This window comes from Metabacillus litoralis (assembly GCF_003667825.1).
GTDB classification, from domain to species: domain Bacteria; phylum Bacillota; class Bacilli; order Bacillales; family Bacillaceae; genus Metabacillus; species Metabacillus litoralis_B.
Genome location: NZ_CP033043.1, coordinates 2,163,304 through 2,176,807 on the forward strand (window position 1 = coordinate 2,163,304; position 13,504 = coordinate 2,176,807).

The window sequence follows — 13,504 nt, forward strand, 5'->3', positions numbered from 1 at the left end:
TTTAGACTTCTTTTAGTATCTTTTCAATATGAGGCTTTATTTCTTTTGGATTTGTATTCGGTGCAAATCGCTCTATTGGCTGACCATTTGAATTTACAAGAAATTTTGTGAAGTTCCATTTTATCGATTTTGTTCCAAGCAACCCTGGAGTTTCAGATGCCAAATACTTAAATAATGGATGAGCATTTTCACCGTTAACTTCAATTTTCGAAAACATTGGAAAGCGAACACCATAGTTTATTTCACAAAAGCTTTCAATTTCTTCATTGTTACCTGGTTCCTGCCCCATGAATTGATTGCAAGGAAAACCAAGGATGGTAAATCCTTGGTTTTGAAATTCATCGTAAAGATTTTGTAATTCTTTATATTGAGGCGTAAAACCACATTTGCTAGCTGTATTTACGATAAGAAGGACCTGATTCTTATACTCTTCTAACGTTTTCATTTCACCTTCGATGGTTTCTACTTCAAATTGATATAAACTCATTAGTTGAAACCTCCTTTTATTTTATAAATCTATTACCTCTTGGTGCTTAGCCCTAATAGTGAAATTGAGTGGTCCACAATATTTATTAGGTCATCAATGGAATCTTCTCCATATAAAGTTTGAAATTCTACCATATATTTATGATGATACTTGACGCTATGGTCAGTTATCTCTTTTGTTAATAATAGCTTCACAAAATGTTGTTTTCCCCAGCTTCTTTTTAATTTTTTTAGCAATAATTCATCATATTCATGAGTACCGTTGTTCTCACAAAAAGACACAGTTACATAACACCCAGGCTTTTCATTCGTTTCTAACAGCTCTCCAGATAATTCCCGATGAGGTATTTCAATTTCAATGAGGATTGACCGTTTGCTTTTTCTAACATCTTCAATTGTAATGATATACTTTCTCACCATAGTAGCTAAGTCAACGATATCACTTCGACCAATAACATTAACTTTCCCTTGAAGATCCAAGTCGTATATATATCCTTCTATTACTACTTTCAAGTTATCAAAGACAGTCGGATCAAACATAGTTACCTCCTAAAACAAGCCAGTTGCCTTTCCGTCTGCTGAAACATCCATATTTAGAGCAGCAGGCTCAGATGGTAAACCTGGCATTGTCATAATATCACCGGTTATAGCAACGATAAAGCCGGCACCTAACGAACCCTTTAATTCACGTATTGTGATCGTAAAGCTTTCAGGTCTACCTAACACAGATGCATCATCTGTTAAAGAATATTGAGTTTTTGCCATACAAATCGGCAAATTATTCCACCCTAAGCGCTCAAATTCTTGAATTTGTTTCTTTGCTTTATTCGTAAACTGAATTCCTGTTGCTCCATAAACTTTACTTGCAATATTGAAAATTTTCTGTTCAATTGAATCTTCATCTTTATATAAAAATTGAAAGGAATTTTCTTGTTCTTCAATAATCTTGAGTACTTTTTCAGCTAACTCTACTCCTCCATTGCCACCATGTTCCCATACTTCACATAAAACAGCAGGATGTCCTTCCTTATTACTCCAATTTAATAGCTCTGTTATTTCATCTTCTGTATCTGTAGCAAATTTATTAATTGCTACGATGTATGGTAGTCCAAAGCTTTTTATTGTTTCTATATGTTTTTTTAAGTTGGCTATGCCTTTAATTAAAGCATCCTTATTTTCTTGCTGTAATTGATCTTTCTTCTCTCCACCATGCATTTTAAGAGCTCTTATCGTTGCCACAATGACCACAGCAGAAGGGGTAAGCTCTCCAATTCTAGATTTTATATTAAGAAATTTTTCTGCACCTAAATCAGCACCGAATCCAGCTTCCGTTACTACGTAGTCTCCTAGCTTTGTTGCCATTTTAGTCGCAAGCAAACTATTACACCCATGTGCGATGTTCGCGAAGGGTCCACCATGAATTAGAGCCGGTGTATGTTCGATTGTTTGAACAAGATTTGGCTTTATTGCTTCCTTTAATAGAAGAGTTAAAGCACCTTCAACACCTAAATCGGCCACTGTAACCGGCTCTTTAGAATATGTATATCCGATTACTATTCTTGAAAGTCTCTCTCTAAGATTATCTAAACTGCTAGCTAAACATAAAACAGCCATGATTTCAGAAGCTACCGTAATATCGAAATGGTCTTCTCTTGGTATGCCATTTGTAGATCCACCTAAGCCGATGGTAATATTTCGAAGAGCTCGGTCATTTAAATCTAATGCTCGTCTCCATACAATTCTTCTAGGATCGATATTCAAATCATTTCCGTGGTGAAGATGATTGTCAATAAATGAAGCTAATGCATTATTTGCTGTCGTAATTGCGTGTATGTCACCTGTAAAATGCAAGTTAATTTCATCCATAGGAAGAACTTGAGAATAGCCACCACCTGTAGCTCCACCCTTTAATCCCATTGTTGGTCCGAGCGAAGGTTCTCTCATGGCAATAATCGCTTTTTTATTTAGTTTGTTAAGTGCTTGACCCAAACCCACTGTTACTGTTGACTTTCCTTCTCCAGCCGGGGTTGGGTTAGTTGATGTAACCAAAATAAGCTTTCCAGGTTCTTTCTCCTTTAATCTTTCTAGCACATCAAGAGAAATTTTAGCCTTATATTTTCCAAATAGCTCTAATTCTTCTTCCTTTAAATCTAAATGATGATCGGCTATTTGCTGAATTGGTAAAAGTGGTGTTTCAAGGGCAATTTCGATATCTGATTTAAATTTTTGATGACTATTCACTGTTTTTTCCTCACTTTGTTGTTAAAATGATCTTTAGAATATATTACCATACATCCTTATCCATCAATCAATATGTCAAATTATTAATGGAGAAAAACTATTATTTGAAATATATAAATTGAATTATTTTTCTAAACTTTCTATAATAAAGAATCAGTCATTTATCATATTTATCAATTATTGTTATGACAAAAATATAAAGTTTATTTCGGAGGTGTTTTCTTTGCCAATCAATATTCCAAATCACTTACCAGCGAAAGAAATCCTTGAACAGGAAAATATCTTTATTATGGATGAAAATAGAGCATACTCTCAGGATATACGTCCTTTAAATATTATCATTCTAAATATCATGCCTGAAAAAGAAAAAACAGAAACACAATTGTTACGACTATTAGGTAACTCACCTTTACAGTTAAACATTACATTTTTACGACCTGAAACACATAAATCAAAAACAACTGCAATGGAGCACTTAAAGGAATTTTATACAACTTTTAGACATATCCAGCATAAAAAGTTTGACGGGATGATTATTACTGGAGCACCAATTGAGCATTTAGAGTTCAATGAAGTCTCATACTGGCCTGAACTTCAAACAATTATGGACTGGACTAGAACAAATGTTACCTCAACTTTACATATTTGTTGGGGTGCCCAAGCAGGACTTTACCATCACTATGGCGTAAATAAATATCAATTGGATAAAAAATGCTTTGGAATTTTTGAGCATGAAATTGTAGATCCAACAGTAAAATTGGTAAGAGGTTTTGATGACCTTTACTTTGTTCCACACTCTAGACATACAGATGTATTAAAAGAGGAAATTGAACGAGTTAAAGAGCTTCAAATCCTTTCGTATTCCGATAAAGCAGGAGTTTGTTTAGTGATGTCACAGGATGGTAAACAAATCTTTTTAACAGGGCACCCTGAATATGAATTAACTTCATTAAAAGATGAATATGAACGTGATCTTTCAAAAGGCCTGGAAATCGAGATGCCAGAAAATTATTTTAAAAATAACGATCCTAAAAATAGACCGATTCAGTGTTGGAGGTCACATGCGAACCTACTATTTGTGAATTGGCTGAACTATTACGTATACCAAGAAACACCGTATATTTGGGATTGAAAGTCTCGTAAACTATTTATGCAACTTTAAAAATTCAATATTTTTACAACCACTTTACATCTTAAGAAATACTTAATAATTGCTTTATAAAAAAGTAATAATTATATGGTAATCTTTAAGACAAATTGAGTTCATATTTTACATATAGTTTGATATGAACTTTTTTTCTTGTAATGATCCGTTTCTTTACTAGATTGAGGTGAAAATGTTGAAAAGAAATTCGAAGGTGTTAATTTTGACAGCTAAATATGGCAATGGTCATGTTCAAGTTGCAAAAACATTAGAAGATAAGTGTAAGCAGATGGGTTTTAGCGACGTTATTGTGTGTAATCTTTACTCGGAATCTTTTCCCGTTTTTTCAGAAATTACCCAATACTTATATTTAAAAAGCTTCTCAATCGGAAAACAATTTTATCGTCTTTTTTACTACGGAGTTGATAAAATTTATAACAAAAGAATGATGAACCTGTATTTTAAAATGGGGCACAGACGTTTGCATCAAATCGTGACAAGTGAACAACCTGACATGATCATTAATACTTTTCCAATGATTGTTGTTCCTGAATATCGTCGCAAGACTGGTACAGTGATTCCGACATTTAATGTGCTAACTGATTTTTGTTTACACAGAATTTGGGTTCATGAAAATATTGATAAATATTATGTTGCCACAAATCATGTTAAAGAGAAACTTTTACAGCTTGGCATCCATCCAAGCACAATAAAAGTCACAGGAATACCTATTCGTAAACAATTCGAAGAAAAAATGGAATTAAATGAAATCTATGAAAAGTACAAGTTAGATCCTGATAAGAAAACATTACTTATCGTTGCAGGTGCACATGGAGTTTTAAAAAATGTTAAGGAATTATGCCAATCTTTCATTAACCAAAGTGAAAATATCCAAACTGTCGTTATTTGTGGAAACAATATTTTACTAAAAGAAACGCTGGATCCTCTCGCTACTCAGTTTCCTGAGCAATTTAAAGTATTAAGTTATGTTGAGCGAATTGATGAGTTATACCGAGTTGCTTCATGCATGATAACAAAGCCAGGAGGGATTACTCTAACAGAAGCAACTGCAATTGGGTTACCTGTTGTCCTTTTTAAACCTGTTCCCGGTCAAGAAAAAGAAAATGCCCACTTTTTTGAAGATAATTCTTCCGCAATTATTATTAATCAAATTGAAGATATTTTTGATGAAGTAAATCAATTATTGGCAGATGATCAGAAGCTACAAAGAATGAGAGATAATATTAAAAAGCTACACGTGCCTAATTCTGCAGATATTATTATTGAGGATATGATAAAAGAAGCTTCTTACATTAGAGATAAAAAAGTAATGGCAGGCTCCGTCAACTATTAGTATCTTAAACGGATGAGAGGTTTACCTTACTATCTGGAGGCCGAAATGGATACAAGTACTCACATAATAATGGGATTTGGTTTAGCTGGTTTAGCTTATATAGATCCTGCTGTTGCGGGTAGTCCTGAATTAGCACAAGCTATTATGATTGGTACGGTTATAGGATCAAATGCGCCAGATTTTGATTACGGAATTAAACTTTTAAAAGGTAATGGCATGTATATTGAGCACCATAGAGGTGCCTCTCATTCCATCCCTGCCCTTTTTCTTTGGACAGTACTTGTTTCATCTATTACGTTTCTTTTTTTTAAGGACGTTTTATTTTTCCCTTTACTTTATTGGACTTTTTTAGCTGTTATCTTACATGTTGGATTTGATATTCTAAATGCTTATGGTACCCAAGCTGCTAGACCATTTACAAAAAAATGGTTGTCATTAAACTTTGTCCCGTTATTTGATCCATTTATCATCTTGGTTCACCTAATTGGTTTTTCATTTTGGACTGTTGGAATTCATTCTGGATTTGTTTTTTTATGGGGATATTTAGTGATTATTGGTTATCTTGTTGTTCGTTTTTTCATATCACAAAAAAACAAAAAGCAAGTTATTCAATCGATGGATAATAAAGGAATCTGTACAATTGTTCCAACTGTATGGATTCGCAAATGGCATGTTGTTTACGAAACAGATCAAATTTATTATGTTGGTATTCTTGATAAAAATGGTCTTCATCTTATCCATACTTTCGAAAAACATGATCAACTTTGTCCTTATATTAAGGCTTCCCGGGACGATCATAATGTAAAACATTTTCTAGCAAATTCAGGGCATGTTCATGCCATGTATGTACCTCAGCCAAAAGGTTATGAAGTCCGTTGGATTGACCTAAGATTTCGTCATAATCACCATTACCCATATATGGCAGTGGTTAAACTTGATAAGAATCTTCAAGTTATCTCTTCATATACAGGGTGGATTTATCAGTCAAAGAAGCTGCAACAAAAGCTTGTGCCATCAAAAAGCAATGCTGTACAAATGTAGTGGTGTTTCTAAAAAAAGTCCGGTTATTTGACCGGACATTTTTTCTCTCATTTTTAAGAGATCTTTTGTTTAAGGAATATATTTTCACATTCTACAAAAAATAATTCCTGTATGATAAACCATTACTCATACATAGATTTAGGAAATATTTCTTAACAAGAGGAGGATTCTAATGACAAAAAAATATAATAAAGGTAGTAAAAATCAAAACTCACCACAAAACGGAATGAATCAAATGGAGTTTGCTGAAGAACATATTGCAGGAGACAATAGCAAAGGAAACAAACGTAATAAAGATCAAAGAGACAAAACAAGAATGGAATAAATAAATTTCCACATACAAAAGGCGGGTTACCCCCGCCTTTTAACCTTTTATTACTCTCCTAGGCCTTCTGTAGTAATAGCGCGTTCAACAGCTTCTAGTGCTGCTTGTTCATCGCTACCACTAGCTGTAATTGTCACTTTTGTTCCCTTTGAAATACCAAGTGACATTACACCCATAATTGATTTTAAGTTAACTGTACGACCATTAGCCTCTAAGTTAACATCAGCTGTAAATGAATTTACTGCATTCACTAAAGCTGTTGCTGGTCTAGCATGTAGACCTGCTTCACTTGTAATTGTAAACGATTTTTCTACCATTTTTAAATCCCCCCTTCACATTAGTACTTTGGAAAGATGATTATGTATTCATCTTTACTCGCCAAAATCTTTTGACATGTATCATCACTATTATAAACTTTTTTTAAAAAAAGTGAACTAAATTTTCCATTAACTATTGTCTCTTTTAGCCTATTTTATATACATGATCCAATGGTATTTCATGATGAATATGTAACGTAATAGTATCAGTGTTCATTCGTTCTACAACGATAAAATTTTCTTCGTGATCTTGAATTAATATGATCGAAGATTTTCTCAAATACAGTAATTTATTTCCTACTTTAACAATAGCTTGATAAGCCCTATTAAACTCTAAATCATCTATTTTTTTTGAGGATGTAATAATGATGCTACTTCCATTTAAATCAAACTTACGCATAAGACCACTCCATACTTTTTAATCATTATATGCTTGTTTTATGTAAGTATTATCTGTTCCATAAATGTAAGTTTCTGAAAGTTTTGTTAAAACATTTTTCTTGACCTTGACGGTTATCTTTAGATTAGTGTATAGTTAAATTATCATTAAGCTGAGTATATATTGTAATAATACATCTCAGAAATCTATCATCCTTGTTAAAATCTACATATCATATTCATTAATGATAAAATTTTTTTTAGCACCACCCGTGCTACAGTATTAGGAGGATTAAGTACTATGCAAAACGGTAAAGTAAAATGGTTTAACAATGAAAAAGGTTTTGGATTCATCGAAGTTGAAGGAGGAGACGATGTATTCGTACACTTCACTGCAATCCAAGGCGATGGTTACAAATCATTAGAAGAAGGTCAAGAAGTTTCCTTTGAAATCGTTGAAGGTAACCGCGGACCACAAGCTGCTAACGTTACAAAGTTATAATCACAAGATCTCATATATGTGATTTAACCATAAACAACTAGATTTAAAAGAGGCTGGATTTCTCCGCCTCTTTTTTGCGTTTATTATTTTTTCAAAACATAAGTGGATAATATGAGTTGACCCTTCAGTTTTTATTTGCTCTCCATTTATTTTGTCATGCCAGACTTCTGACTGATCAATAAATATTCGATTGCTTTAACATTTTGCTTAATACTTTTTTCAATCCTACTAACCTCATTCGAATTGAATATATTCGCGTTGTTCGCTATAAAGACCAATTTATCAAGATCCTTATAAATTTCAGAAAATGCCTCTTTAATAGATGAATCTAACGGCTCAGTTGCCATAGTGAATCTCTCCTCCACCAATAAAATTTTGACAGATATCTAGTCAAAATGATTTATATTAATCCTATATTTTTACAATATTTAATCCTATTTTCATTTTAACATGACACCTTCATTTGTGATAGAAAATAATTTTGTTTTTTTAACGAATATTTCAAGTTAATAATCAAAAACTAATGATTGGAGGTGTTTTATATGGATCAAATAAATCATACTGGATTAATTAGTGGAATGAATGATTTAGGACAACTCGAAGCATCTGTAAAAGCAGCACAAAAAATGGTTGGAGCTGCAACAATGCAATTAGATCCGGAAGCTCTACAACATGCAGAAAATGCAATAAGAGATGCGAAGGAGATTATGAGTCGCACGAATGAAACAGGTGTTGATTCTGATTTTGTGAATAAACAACAACAACTGTTACAACAGTGTGAGCATCAATTATCAGAAGCTAGAAAATAAAAGCAATTAACTACAAAAAAATCCGCTATATGGCGGATTTTTTTGTTATTAAAAGGTGTGTTGTATTTAACTATAGGTCATGATTTGCTTCATGCTTTCAGTTTGTAACTGTAACATGTTACAACAACTTCTTACCAACTTCTTTTATTTTCTCACCAACAGTACATTTATTAATACAAAAAGAATGTGCATAGCTTTTTCCATACTCTTCTCTAAAATGCTTTTTTAATAAACAATTCACACAATAAGTATCAATGATTTCACTAAGTTCTTGTAGCGTTTGCTTTTTACTCATGTTCTTCAACGTCCTCGTTTATGATCATTTTACTTCTTATTTCGATTCCTTCCATCGCTTGGGTTGCTAGCTTATCTGCTTCGGTATTTTCTTTTCTCGATACCGGTTCATAGGATGCAGTTATTTTTAGTTTCTTTAATTTGCCTTCTATGCGATCTAGCCAAATATTAAATTCTTCTTCATAACAAGGCCATTCACCTGATAGTTGGTTTAAAACTACCTGCGAGTCGCCCTTGAACAATACTTTTTGTTTTGTTATTCCGTTTTCCTCAAGAACATCCACCAAATAATGAAAGGCAGCGTATTCTGCTTCATTGTTTGATTCCATTTCTTCTGCTTTTTCATTCATTCGAATTCGATATCGATTTCCATTTTGCGTGTAATAAACCACTGCACCAAATCCAGCCAATTTTGTGCTTTTATGAAATCCTCCATCAAAAAAGGCAACAACATCATGTGGTTCATCTTTAACAATTTCTTTTAATTTTTTAAGCTCCTTAAGAGTCCATGACTGGCCATCCTCTGAGAAAAATGAAAGGTTCTTAACTCTTCCTGTTTGAAGAAAATCTTCAGCAAAAATAATGGATTCATTTAAAGAATGATATTCTGTTGTTATCGTTGTTTCTAATTTTCTTTTTGTTTGATAAGTCCATTCTATACGATAATTCAATAGATTCACTCCTGAAATTTCTGTTAATTTTAAGGGAAAATCTTAATGTTTCTATATTACTAATATCATCAAAACCGTTTCGAATAATTCTTCCTATAACTAATGTAATCAATATGCTATAATCATATTCGATTTATTCTACTCGTGTTTTTACATTTACTTTATGATAATGCTATTTATTTTACCATCGTTTTTGTATTTAATGAAATATTTTAATTTAGGAGGTGTTTGTTTGATTGAAGTATATGTAGATGGAGCCAGTGCAGGTGATCCAGGTTTATCTGGTGCAGGAATCTTTATAAAAGGACATGGTACAGCTGAACAATACTCTTTACCTTTAGGTTCTATGACAAACCATGAAGCAGAATATCATGCATTGATTAAAGGAATGGAAATTTGCTTGGACCAAGGATATAAAGTTGCTTCTTTTAGAACTGATTCACAACTTGTGGATCGTGCTTTTGAAAAACAATTTGTTAAGAATAACAGTTTTGCTCCTCTTCTAGAACGGGTAATGAAGCTTTCTGATCAATTTGATTTGTTCTTTTTGAAATGGATTCCTAGTAAAGAAAATAAAGTAGCCGATCAGTTAGCAAGAAGTGCTATTTTGAAACAATCTTAGTTTATACTGAAAGAAGTGAAATAAATGAAAAAAACGTTAGTAGCAGATGTTAGTCTGTTATTTGTAGCATTTATATGGGGAGCAACCTTTGTGATTGTTCAAAATGCAATTGAATTTATACCACCTAATTTGTTTAATGGTATTCGCTTTTTTATTGCGGCAGCCCTACTATCATTATTTCTATTTAAAATTCCAAAAGGCTGGTTATCTAAAGAATTGCTTAAATCAGGAGTATTTTTAGGGTTGTTTTTATTTATTGGATATAGTTTTCAAACGGTTGGTCTAATGTATACAACATCCTCAAAAGCCGGATTTATTACAGGTCTAAGTGTTATGGTTGTTCCTTTATTGTCTGTATTTATTTTAAAGGAAAAGCCAAACTTCGTTGTATTTATCGCTGCTGGTGTAGGAACAATAGGTTTGTACTTTCTTACTGTTGCAGGATTATCCCAAATGAACATAGGTGATGGTCTTGTAATGATTTGTGCAATTGGGTTTGCCCTTCATATTGTTTATACAGGGAAATTTTCAAACAAACATCAAGCACTACCCTTAACAATTATTCAGCTCTTAACTGTCTCTCTATTAAGCTTTATAAGCGCTGGTTTATTCGAGAGATCATCAATTGTATCAACCAACTTATTAAATATGGACGTTTTAATTGCGTTAGCTATTACATCGATACTGGCAACCGCTCTAGCCTTTTTACTTCAAACTAAGTTTCAGCAAATTACCACAGCCGCAAGAGTAGCGCTAATTTTTGCTATGGAGCCAGTATTCGCTGCCCTAACAGCCTTTCTTTTAATTAACGAACGTTTAACTACAAATGGTTTAATTGGCTGCTTCCTTATATTCTTAGCCATGATTGTTTCAGAATTGCCTAATATGAAAATACTTAAATCATCGATTAATCAAGAAACCAGTCTTTAAGCCTTATGCTTAAAGACTTTTTACATTAAATTTAAAGTTTGTATATGATGAAAAGCCTGTTTACGATTCAGTATGTCTTCTGCCTTAAATTGTTCTAATAATGAGATATAAAAAGAACCATCAAATTCTTTTTGTATTTTTAATGTAAGCTCAATGGCTACAATGACAATTTCATCTGCTGTATCTGTATACTGCTGTCCAAACTCAATGAAACCATAAGCTTCCTCACCTAGGATAAATCCTTTACTAGCTAAAAAGGTAACATAATCTCTAACTGTACGAGCCATCCTGTATTATTCCATCCTTATCGAAATATGTAGTACTTTGATCATATCAAAAAACCGTCGACAAATTCCATCTTTTTTCGTCATTAATTTCTTTGTGGATTATTGGTCATAATACAAGTGGAGGTGACCAAACATGAGCAGTGAAAAAAAAGGTAACAATCGCGGAAGAAAAGCACCAAGTGTTAACCCACAAGGTCATGCTGAAGATGTTGAATTTTCAACTGAGCCAAAAAGCAAACTTGAGAATGCAGCTAAGAAAAAAAATACAAAATAAAAAAGAGAGGCTTAATGCCTCTCTAAAATTTCAATATTATATTGCCTCTTTCACGTCGGTTACATTCTTTAGTAACTTTTGAATTCCTTTTAGTTCCAAATCCTTAATAATAGAAAATGCCTTTTCTTCGTCAATTTGAAAAATAGCATCTTCAAGTAAACATTCGAGAGGTGCTTGACAATTAATTTCGGCCAATTTTCTTGATAAAAGTAACATGTCCAAATCATTTTCTATTTTTGTTTTTTGACCTTTGGTTAACTCTGAAACATTTTGCAAAAGCTTATCAATTGATCGATATTGAGAAATTAATTTAAACGCTGTTTTCTCTCCTATTCCTTTTACACCAGGATAATTATCACTTGGATCGCCCATTAACGCCTTAACATCAATTAACATTCGAGGTTCGATTTGAAACTCTTCTATATATGAGTCCTTTGTATAATGTTTGTAATTACCGATTCCTTTTTGAAGGATCAAAACGTCAACAGTATCATTTAAAAGCTGGAGGATATCTTTGTCACCAGTTATGATCGATACTTTCATATCATTTTCATATGTTTTTGCAAGCGTTCCAATGCAATCATCAGCTTCATAACCTTCTATTCCTACGTTTGGAATATCTAATGCCGCTACAACTTCTTTTGCAAGGTCAAATTGTGGTTGAAGCTCTATTGGTGCTTCAGGTCTATTTGCTTTATAATCAGAAAAAATGTCATTTCTATAGGTTTTACTCCCCATATCCCAGCAGCAGATAACATGTGTTGGTTTGGTATATTCTATAACAGAAATCAAATGCTTTAATAATCCTGAAATCGCATTTGTTGGTGTTCCTTTACTATTAATCATAAATTGCCCGTAAACAGATGTCGCAAAAAATGAACGAAATAAAAGCGCCATCCCATCGACAATTAATAAATGTTGTTTGTTGTTTTCCATTGAAATCTCCTTTCAAGCATATAAAAATAGATCGCTAGTTCCATTAGATTCATAGGTAAGTATAACATATATATCTGAAGTAGGAGTCTGGTACTTAGAGTTAATTTCGAGTGAGGTTATAATCGGAGAAGTTCACATTTACAAAAGAAGCCAGTTGAAACACTAAATGTTCCAAACTGGCTTCTTAGGTTTAATCTTCTTTATTATCTCTACTAAGTTTTAATGCTTCATGTTGAGCGTAAGATTCAAACTCATTGTTAAAATCATTTTTCTTCTTTTTATTATTGTTGCGTTGTGCATTTGCATTTCCTAATTTTGTGCGTCCCATTTCCATTCACACCTTTCACTTTATTCGATCGAAATTAGTTTTCCACTAGAAAAGTATTTCAATCGGATATGGTCAAAATGATTGTTGGAAATGCTAGGAAACACCTTTATTTACCATATTTCTTTACTACAAATTCTTCAACCATTTTCTTAGTCACAAGCTTGCGTGTTGGCACAATTCCCTTTGATGCAAGCTCGTTCATTTCTTTAGTCACGATATTAATTTGCTCTACCTCAAAAGGCTTCGCATTCACACATAAGAAGATCGCTTCCTCAATTAGAGCTTCCCTTTTTTCTTCAAGCTTCAAATATGCTTGAATATGGTGATGTTGGTTTTTACTATGTTGTGAAATTGCTTCATGTACATTACTCAATATTCTCACCTCGTTTTTCCATTAACCTCTTAACATGTTCCTTTGGGGTCCAGCAATCAAACGAATAAGTTGGCTTTGTCTCATATTTTAATCGAGTACAACTGTAAAGCATAGAATTGTTTTTTCGTACTGCCTCAAAATGTATACATGTAGCACAAACCTTATACGTTTTATGATCCATGCTCCTTCCCC

General features: G+C 32.9%; 22 protein-coding genes. 9 read left to right on the plus strand and 13 right to left on the minus strand.

All coding sequences use genetic code 11. From position 1 onward, the window contains the following. Position 1 precedes the first annotated feature (1 nt). The 3 genes from D9842_RS10650 to D9842_RS10660 are packed head-to-tail and all read right to left on the minus strand — an operon-like array spanning position 2 to position 2,727. Positions 2–487, minus strand: a complete 486-nt coding sequence (locus tag D9842_RS10650) for a glutathione peroxidase (protein WP_121662512.1) — start codon at positions 485–487, stop codon at positions 2–4. 32 nt (positions 488–519) lie between these two features. Then, a complete protein-coding gene (locus tag D9842_RS10655) occupies positions 520–1,026 on the minus strand; it encodes a hypothetical protein (protein WP_121662513.1) in 507 nt (168 codons plus the stop codon). Between the two features lie 9 nt (positions 1,027–1,035). Next, positions 1,036–2,727 (minus strand): formate--tetrahydrofolate ligase, encoded by a 1,692-nt coding sequence (locus D9842_RS10660; protein WP_121662514.1) that lies wholly within the window; start codon positions 2,725–2,727, stop codon positions 1,036–1,038. A gap of 223 nt (positions 2,728–2,950) precedes the next feature. Between D9842_RS10660 and metA the strand changes: the two genes are divergently transcribed. The 4 genes from metA to D9842_RS25875 all read left to right on the plus strand — a co-directional run bounded on the left by metA (position 2,951) and on the right by D9842_RS25875 (position 6,591). After that, positions 2,951–3,859, plus strand: a complete 909-nt coding sequence (gene metA, locus D9842_RS10665; protein WP_121662515.1) for a homoserine O-acetyltransferase MetA — start codon at positions 2,951–2,953, stop codon at positions 3,857–3,859. A gap of 208 nt (positions 3,860–4,067) precedes the next feature. Continuing rightward, positions 4,068–5,225 (plus strand): diglucosyl diacylglycerol synthase, encoded by a 1,158-nt coding sequence (locus D9842_RS10670; RefSeq protein ID WP_121662516.1) that lies wholly within the window; start codon positions 4,068–4,070, stop codon positions 5,223–5,225. Between the two features lie 45 nt (positions 5,226–5,270). Beyond that, positions 5,271–6,266 (plus strand): metal-dependent hydrolase, encoded by a 996-nt coding sequence (locus D9842_RS10675; protein WP_162987398.1) that lies wholly within the window; start codon positions 5,271–5,273, stop codon positions 6,264–6,266. 172 nt (positions 6,267–6,438) lie between these two features. Continuing rightward, on the plus strand, positions 6,439–6,591 hold the full coding sequence (locus tag D9842_RS25875; protein ID WP_162987399.1) for a hypothetical protein: 153 nt from the start codon (positions 6,439–6,441) through the stop codon (positions 6,589–6,591). 50 nt (positions 6,592–6,641) lie between these two features. Here D9842_RS25875 and D9842_RS10680 read toward each other — a convergent pair whose 3' ends face one another. Both D9842_RS10680 and D9842_RS10685 read right to left on the minus strand, forming a co-directional pair. After that, a complete protein-coding gene (locus D9842_RS10680; RefSeq protein ID WP_098797430.1) occupies positions 6,642–6,908 on the minus strand; it encodes a phosphocarrier protein HPr in 267 nt (88 codons plus the stop codon). Between the two features lie 145 nt (positions 6,909–7,053). Beyond that, the gene (locus tag D9842_RS10685; protein ID WP_121662518.1) at positions 7,054–7,308 is read right to left on the minus strand and encodes a hypothetical protein; all 255 of its coding nucleotides are present in this window, start codon (positions 7,306–7,308) and stop codon (positions 7,054–7,056) included. Between the two features lie 279 nt (positions 7,309–7,587). Here D9842_RS10685 and cspD point away from each other — a divergent pair, with 279 nt between their 5' ends. Then, the gene (gene cspD / locus D9842_RS10690; protein ID WP_046590248.1) at positions 7,588–7,788 is read left to right on the plus strand and encodes a cold-shock protein CspD; all 201 of its coding nucleotides are present in this window, start codon (positions 7,588–7,590) and stop codon (positions 7,786–7,788) included. A 146-nt stretch (positions 7,789–7,934) separates the two neighbouring features. On the opposite strand, the gene D9842_RS10695 is transcribed toward cspD, so the two are convergent. After that, complete coding sequence (locus D9842_RS10695) at positions 7,935–8,135, minus strand: hypothetical protein (RefSeq protein ID WP_098797432.1); 201 nt, start codon at positions 8,133–8,135, stop codon at positions 7,935–7,937. A gap of 195 nt (positions 8,136–8,330) precedes the next feature. On the opposite strand from D9842_RS10695, the gene D9842_RS10700 reads away from it, so the two are divergent. After that, the gene (locus tag D9842_RS10700) at positions 8,331–8,597 is read left to right on the plus strand and encodes a DUF2564 family protein (RefSeq protein ID WP_121662519.1); all 267 of its coding nucleotides are present in this window, start codon (positions 8,331–8,333) and stop codon (positions 8,595–8,597) included. Positions 8,598–8,715: 118 nt separating this feature from the next. Here the strand turns inward: D9842_RS10700 and D9842_RS10705 are convergent, their stop codons facing one another. Continuing rightward, the gene (locus tag D9842_RS10705) at positions 8,716–8,892 is read right to left on the minus strand and encodes a zinc-finger domain-containing protein (RefSeq protein WP_098797434.1); all 177 of its coding nucleotides are present in this window, start codon (positions 8,890–8,892) and stop codon (positions 8,716–8,718) included. After that, positions 8,885–9,571, minus strand: coding sequence for a reverse transcriptase-like protein (locus D9842_RS10710; protein ID WP_373995103.1), 687 nt, complete (start codon positions 9,569–9,571; stop codon positions 8,885–8,887). Before D9842_RS10710 ends, D9842_RS10705 begins: the two co-directional genes overlap by 8 nt. Positions 9,572–9,794: 223 nt before the next feature. On the opposite strand from D9842_RS10710, the gene D9842_RS10715 reads away from it, so the two are divergent. Together D9842_RS10715 and D9842_RS10720 are read left to right on the plus strand one after the other, a co-directional pair. Next, complete coding sequence (locus D9842_RS10715) at positions 9,795–10,184, plus strand: reverse transcriptase-like protein (protein WP_121662521.1); 390 nt, start codon at positions 9,795–9,797, stop codon at positions 10,182–10,184. Between the two features lie 24 nt (positions 10,185–10,208). After that, the gene (locus tag D9842_RS10720; RefSeq protein ID WP_121662522.1) at positions 10,209–11,114 is read left to right on the plus strand and encodes a DMT family transporter; all 906 of its coding nucleotides are present in this window, start codon (positions 10,209–10,211) and stop codon (positions 11,112–11,114) included. A 20-nt stretch (positions 11,115–11,134) separates the two neighbouring features. Here the strand turns inward: D9842_RS10720 and D9842_RS10725 are convergent, their stop codons facing one another. Further along, positions 11,135–11,401 (minus strand): DUF6123 family protein, encoded by a 267-nt coding sequence (locus D9842_RS10725; protein ID WP_121662523.1) that lies wholly within the window; start codon positions 11,399–11,401, stop codon positions 11,135–11,137. Between the two features lie 133 nt (positions 11,402–11,534). Here D9842_RS10725 and sspL point away from each other — a divergent pair, with 133 nt between their 5' ends. Next, a complete protein-coding gene (sspL, locus tag D9842_RS10730; RefSeq protein WP_121662524.1) occupies positions 11,535–11,675 on the plus strand; it encodes a small, acid-soluble spore protein L in 141 nt (46 codons plus the stop codon). Between the two features lie 36 nt (positions 11,676–11,711). Here sspL and D9842_RS10735 read toward each other — a convergent pair whose 3' ends face one another. The 4 genes from D9842_RS10735 to D9842_RS10745 all read right to left on the minus strand — a co-directional run bounded on the left by D9842_RS10735 (position 11,712) and on the right by D9842_RS10745 (position 13,493). Beyond that, entirely contained in the window at positions 11,712–12,611 is a 900-nt protein-coding gene (locus D9842_RS10735) for a 5'-3' exonuclease (RefSeq protein WP_121662525.1), read from the minus strand. Between the two features lie 190 nt (positions 12,612–12,801). Continuing rightward, complete coding sequence (locus tag D9842_RS25880) at positions 12,802–12,939, minus strand: hypothetical protein (RefSeq protein ID WP_162987400.1); 138 nt, start codon at positions 12,937–12,939, stop codon at positions 12,802–12,804. Positions 12,940–13,045: 106 nt separating this feature from the next. Next, the gene (locus D9842_RS10740; protein WP_121662526.1) at positions 13,046–13,312 is read right to left on the minus strand and encodes a DUF2533 family protein; all 267 of its coding nucleotides are present in this window, start codon (positions 13,310–13,312) and stop codon (positions 13,046–13,048) included. Then, complete coding sequence (locus tag D9842_RS10745; protein ID WP_121662527.1) at positions 13,305–13,493, minus strand: hypothetical protein; 189 nt, start codon at positions 13,491–13,493, stop codon at positions 13,305–13,307. Before D9842_RS10745 ends, D9842_RS10740 begins: the two co-directional genes overlap by 8 nt. Positions 13,494–13,504: the final 11 nt, after the last annotated feature.

Bases quoted from the DNA above. Each gene is read 5' to 3' on its own strand.
- D9842_RS10650 (WP_121662512.1), bottom strand. From the start codon at position 487: ATGAGTTTATATCAATTTGAAGTAGAAACCATCGAAGGTGAAATGAAA.
- D9842_RS10655 (WP_121662513.1), bottom strand. From the start codon at position 1,026: ATGTTTGATCCGACTGTCTTTGATAACTTGAAAGTAGTAATAGAAGGA.
- D9842_RS10675 (WP_162987398.1), top strand. From the start codon at position 5,271: ATGGATACAAGTACTCACATAATAATGGGATTTGGTTTAGCTGGTTTA.
- D9842_RS25875 (WP_162987399.1), top strand. From the start codon at position 6,439: ATGACAAAAAAATATAATAAAGGTAGTAAAAATCAAAACTCACCACAA.
- D9842_RS10680 (WP_098797430.1), bottom strand. From the start codon at position 6,908: ATGGTAGAAAAATCGTTTACAATTACAAGTGAAGCAGGTCTACATGCT.
- D9842_RS10685 (WP_121662518.1), bottom strand. From the start codon at position 7,308: ATGCGTAAGTTTGATTTAAATGGAAGTAGCATCATTATTACATCCTCA.
- cspD (WP_046590248.1), top strand. From the start codon at position 7,588: ATGCAAAACGGTAAAGTAAAATGGTTTAACAATGAAAAAGGTTTTGGA.
- D9842_RS10695 (WP_098797432.1), bottom strand. From the start codon at position 8,135: ATGGCAACTGAGCCGTTAGATTCATCTATTAAAGAGGCATTTTCTGAA.
- D9842_RS10700 (WP_121662519.1), top strand. From the start codon at position 8,331: ATGGATCAAATAAATCATACTGGATTAATTAGTGGAATGAATGATTTA.
- D9842_RS10705 (WP_098797434.1), bottom strand. From the start codon at position 8,892: ATGAGTAAAAAGCAAACGCTACAAGAACTTAGTGAAATCATTGATACT.
- D9842_RS10720 (WP_121662522.1), top strand. From the start codon at position 10,209: ATGAAAAAAACGTTAGTAGCAGATGTTAGTCTGTTATTTGTAGCATTT.
- D9842_RS10725 (WP_121662523.1), bottom strand. From the start codon at position 11,401: ATGGCTCGTACAGTTAGAGATTATGTTACCTTTTTAGCTAGTAAAGGA.
- sspL (WP_121662524.1), top strand. From the start codon at position 11,535: ATGAGCAGTGAAAAAAAAGGTAACAATCGCGGAAGAAAAGCACCAAGT.
- D9842_RS10735 (WP_121662525.1), bottom strand. From the start codon at position 12,611: ATGGAAAACAACAAACAACATTTATTAATTGTCGATGGGATGGCGCTT.
- D9842_RS25880 (WP_162987400.1), bottom strand. From the start codon at position 12,939: ATGGGACGCACAAAATTAGGAAATGCAAATGCACAACGCAACAATAAT.
- D9842_RS10745 (WP_121662527.1), bottom strand. From the start codon at position 13,493: ATGGATCATAAAACGTATAAGGTTTGTGCTACATGTATACATTTTGAG.